The sequence below is a fragment of the Aeromonas sp. ZOR0002 genome, from assembly GCF_963866995.1.
GTDB classification, from domain to species: domain Bacteria; phylum Pseudomonadota; class Gammaproteobacteria; order Enterobacterales; family Aeromonadaceae; genus Aeromonas; species Aeromonas caviae.
Genome location: NZ_CAWMFQ010000212.1, coordinates 1 through 3,875, shown reverse-complemented (window position 1 = coordinate 3,875; position 3,875 = coordinate 1). Strand labels below are relative to the sequence as shown.

The 3,875-nt window shown below is 63.6% G+C and carries 6 protein-coding genes; 3 read left to right on the top strand and 3 right to left on the bottom strand.

Annotation, left to right across the window (positions count from 1 at the left end; all coding sequences use genetic code 11):
- Window positions 1–103 precede the first annotated feature (103 nt).
- The 3 genes from AACR77_RS12550 to AACR77_RS12540 form a co-directional block, all read right to left on the bottom strand.
- Complete coding sequence (locus AACR77_RS12550) at window positions 104–535, bottom strand: DUF411 domain-containing protein (RefSeq protein WP_042881948.1); 432 nt, start codon at window positions 533–535, stop codon at window positions 104–106.
- A 45-nt stretch (window positions 536–580) separates the two neighbouring features.
- A complete protein-coding gene (locus AACR77_RS12545) occupies window positions 581–904 on the bottom strand; it encodes a hypothetical protein (protein ID WP_042881946.1) in 324 nt (107 codons plus the stop codon).
- Between the two features lie 76 nt (window positions 905–980).
- The gene (locus AACR77_RS12540) at window positions 981–1,703 is read right to left on the bottom strand and encodes an SDR family oxidoreductase (protein ID WP_042881944.1); all 723 of its coding nucleotides are present in this window, start codon (window positions 1,701–1,703) and stop codon (window positions 981–983) included.
- Between the two features lie 140 nt (window positions 1,704–1,843).
- On the opposite strand from AACR77_RS12540, the gene AACR77_RS12535 reads away from it, so the two are divergent.
- From AACR77_RS12535 to AACR77_RS12525, 3 genes are all read left to right on the top strand, one after another.
- On the top strand, window positions 1,844–2,686 hold the full coding sequence (locus tag AACR77_RS12535; protein WP_042881942.1) for a LysR family transcriptional regulator: 843 nt from the start codon (window positions 1,844–1,846) through the stop codon (window positions 2,684–2,686).
- 59 nt (window positions 2,687–2,745) lie between these two features.
- Window positions 2,746–3,345 (top strand): NAD(P)H-dependent oxidoreductase, encoded by a 600-nt coding sequence (locus tag AACR77_RS12530; protein WP_042881940.1) that lies wholly within the window; start codon window positions 2,746–2,748, stop codon window positions 3,343–3,345.
- 70 nt (window positions 3,346–3,415) lie between these two features.
- Window positions 3,416–3,875: cation:proton antiporter domain-containing protein (locus tag AACR77_RS12525; protein ID WP_042881938.1), on the top strand; the 460-nt coding region annotated here is incomplete at its 3' end.

The following is a 3,875-nucleotide window of genomic DNA, read 5'->3' as shown; positions in this document are numbered from 1 at the left end:
CGCCATCTCGCGATGGCGGCCCTCCTCCCTGACCGTGGGCGACACGGGTTCGCTCAGGTGTGCCTCACATGATGGAAGTGTGTCTGCTCACGGTCAGCATCCATCAGCCGGGGTAGCTCGACCAGACTTTGGTCGCGCCCTCGTCACTGATGCTCAGCACCTGATAGGGCTGACCCGGAATATCCATGCCCGGCGCACTCTGGGGCATCCCCGGAATGGTCAGACCGCGGATCGTCGGTTTTTCCTTTAGCAGCTTCTGCACGTCGGCAGCGGGCACATGCCCCTCCACCACATAGCCATTCACCACCCCGGTGTGGCAGGAGGCCAGCTGCGGGGTGATGCCATGCTGCTGCTTGATCGGGTCAAGCTGCTCGGTTTCCACGACCTTGACCTCAAAGCCGTTCTCTTCCATGTGCTTGATCCAGGTCTTGCAGCAACCGCAATACTGGGACTTGTAGACGGTCATCTGCCCGGTTGCCAGAGCAGAAAAACTGATGGTACCGGCCAGCACGGCCAGTAACAGGGACTTGTACATATCTCACCTCGGTTAAGAAGAAATGCCCGGAAAGGGAAACTCGACTCAGCCGTGGTGACGGGGCGGACGCTCGAGACGCTCCAGGGGCGCCTCCGGCATGAACAGAGAGGGAGAGAGGTATGTCGGCCTGTCGGGCTCAAGCCGGGCAACCGTCAGGCTGTCGCTGGTGAGCACCGTCATGGCGAGCGCCGAGGTGAAGCTGCCGCAGGGCATGGCTTTTTCCAGGGTACGCACGCTCTGGCTGCAATGGGGCGTCAGGGTACAGAGATCGGTGGCCGCACGGCTGCCAAACGACATCAGCACCAGCACCAGACTCCACAGGGGGAGCCAGCGGCGGGCGCGAGCGAGTTGGCGACGGGTCAGGACCATGAAACGACTCAATGACGAAAGAGGGCCTATGGTAACCCTTGGCCCAGGGGGAGGGTCAACCCCTCCCCCGTCTGCATCAGGGTTGCTGACGGGTGGCTGCCAGCACGATCTCCCGCACGCAGACGTTGGCCGGCTGGTGCCAGGCGTAGAGCACGGCGTCGGCGATCACCTCGGGTGCAATGACGCCTCCCATCTGATCCTTCCAGTCGTGATAGCCCGCCTTGATGCTCTCGTCCGTGGTGTGGCTGAGCAGCTCGGTCTCCACCGCGCCCGGAGCTATGGTCACCATCCGCACGCCGACATCGGCCACCTCTTCCCGGATATTCTCGGTCAGGGCGTGAACGGCGAACTTGGTGGCGCAGTAAGCGGCATGGTTCGGGAAGGTCTTGCGACCGGCGATGGAGCTGATGTTGATGATGGTTCCGCTGCGGCGGGCCTTCATGCCGGCCAGTACCGCATGCACGCCATTCAGAACCCCCATCACGTTGATGTTGAGCATCTGCTGCCACTCGGCGGGATCCTGCACGTCGGCCTGTCCCAGCAGCATGACGCCGGCATTGTTGACCAGACATCCCACCGGGCCGAATTGCGCCTCCGCCTGCGCCACGGCGGCCTTCATGGCGGCGGTGTCGGTGACATCGACCCCGATGCAGAGGGTATCGGGCAGGTTCAGCGCCTGCATGGGCTCGACCCGGCGGGCCAGCAACAGCAGCGGATGGCCGGCGGCGGAGAAGGCGCGGGCAATGGCGGCACCGATCCCGGCGGACGCGCCGGTGATCACCACGAGGGACTTGGACATGGAGTTTTCCTTCTGATGCGTTGAAATGGGCGTCAAACAAGGGCTGGCCAGCACGGGACCCAGTCACTATAGTCGCTACATCCATCGGCGATAAATATAGTTTTCCGCTGGTTATCATCTGAATTAACTATGGTATCCCCATGCTGGACCTGAGATTGCTGCGCTTCTTCATCGCCATCTATGAAGAGAAGAACATCACGGCGGCGGCAGCCCGCTGCCACGTGAGCCAACCCTCCCTCTCCGCCGGCCTTCGCCAGCTTGAAGAGAGCCTGGGGGACAGCCTCTTCATCCGGGGCAAGAAGGGGGTGGAAGCGAAGGATCCGGCCCACTATCTCTATCCCCACGCCGTCAAGCTGGTGGAAGAGGCGCGTCGCCTGCCGACCCTGTTTCGCCAGAAGGCGACGCGTGCGAGACTCAGCATGGCCATCATGCCCGACCTCAGCCGACGTCGGCTGGCGGGATTGCTTCGGCGGGTGCAGGGGGTGCTGCCCGAGCTGGATCTCACCCTCTCCGATTACGGCACTCCGGCCGACTGCCGACTGACCCTGGATGCCCTGCGCCGGGAGGACGAGATCTTCCTGCCGCTCTGGGAAGAGGAGTACGTGCTGTGCGTTCCCAGGGGACACCCTCTTGCGGGCAGGGCGCGTATCGAGCTGGCTGAGTTGCAACATTATGATTTTATTGAGTGCCCACCCTGCGAAGCCCATCAGCAAACCATAGGCCTGCTGGCCTGTGACCGGCTCACCCTCAATCTGGTGGCCAAGGCCGAGAGCAAGGGGCTGGTGATGGCGCTGGTGCTGGCCGGGGTGGGCATCAGCTTCCTGCCCGACGGGCTGGTGGAGGACGAAGCGGGCCTGTGCACCCTGCCCGTGAGCGGCCCCCGGATGTTCCGCCGCATCGGCCTCTGCTACCCCGCCCACCAGACCCTGAATCCGGCGCTGCGCGCACTGATCCCGGAACTGGCGGGCCAGGAAGCTTCTTGATAACGTTTCAGCTCACAATCTGTCGCATGTGCCGGCAGCAGACCCTCTTCAGGAATCCCATGAAACGCATTCTGGTCATCTTTTCACACCCGGCGCTGCAGAGTTCCCGGGCCAACAAGCAACTCCTGCACGCCATCGAGGGGCTGGAGGGGATCACCCTGCACGATCTCTGCCAGCGCTATCCGGATATGTTCATCAACGTGAAACGGGAACAGGCCCTGCTGGCGGAGCACGACATCATCGTCTTCCAGCACCCCTTCTACTGGTACTCCTGCCCGGCCATCATGAAAGAGTGGATGGACCTGGTGCTGGAGTACGGCTATGCCTACGGCCCCGAGGCCCACGCCCTCAGCGGCAAGCAGTGGCTCAGCGCCATCACCACGGGGGGCGGCCCCGAATCCTACTGCCGCGCCGGCTACAACCAGCGCCCGCTGCTCGACTTCCTGCTCCCCTTCCAGCAGACCGCACAGCTGTGCGGCATGCGCTGGCTGCCCCCTTTCGTGCTGCACTCTTTCCACAAGATCGAGGATCCCGAGGCGCTGCGCCGCTGCGGCCAGGACTATCGCCAACTGCTGTGCGCCCTGCGGGACGAGCAGCTGACCCCGGCCCAGCTGGCCGAGAGCCCCTATCTGCGCGATCTGCTGGGAGTACTCCCATGACACACACTCGATCCGGGCGCAGGCCCGGCCAGCCCTCACCGGCATTCATCATGTTAAGGAGGAGCCGCTGATGGGACATGGATTGCTGTTTGATGCCCTGATCTACCTCTCGGCGGCGGTGATCGCCGTCCCGCTGGCCAAGCGGTGGGGGCTGGGCTCCGTCCTTGGCTACCTGCTGGCGGGGATCATCATAGGTCCCTTCCTGCTTGGTCTGGTGGGCGAGCAGAAAGACGTGATGCACTTCGCCGAGTTCGGGGTGGTGCTGATGCTGTTTCTGGTCGGTCTGGAGCTGCGCCCGGCCCTGTTGTGGCAACTGAAAGGGCCCATCCTCGGCACCGGGGGTCTGCAGGTGCTGCTCACCAGTGTCGCCCTGACCGGAGTGGGTTATCTTTTGGGTCTGCCCTGGCAGCAGGGGCTCGCCATCGGTCTCATTCTTGCGCTCTCCTCCACCGCCATCGTGCTGCAGAGCCTGCAGGAGCGCAAACTGATGCAGAGCGAGAGCGGCCGCTCCGCTTTCGCCGTGCTGCTGT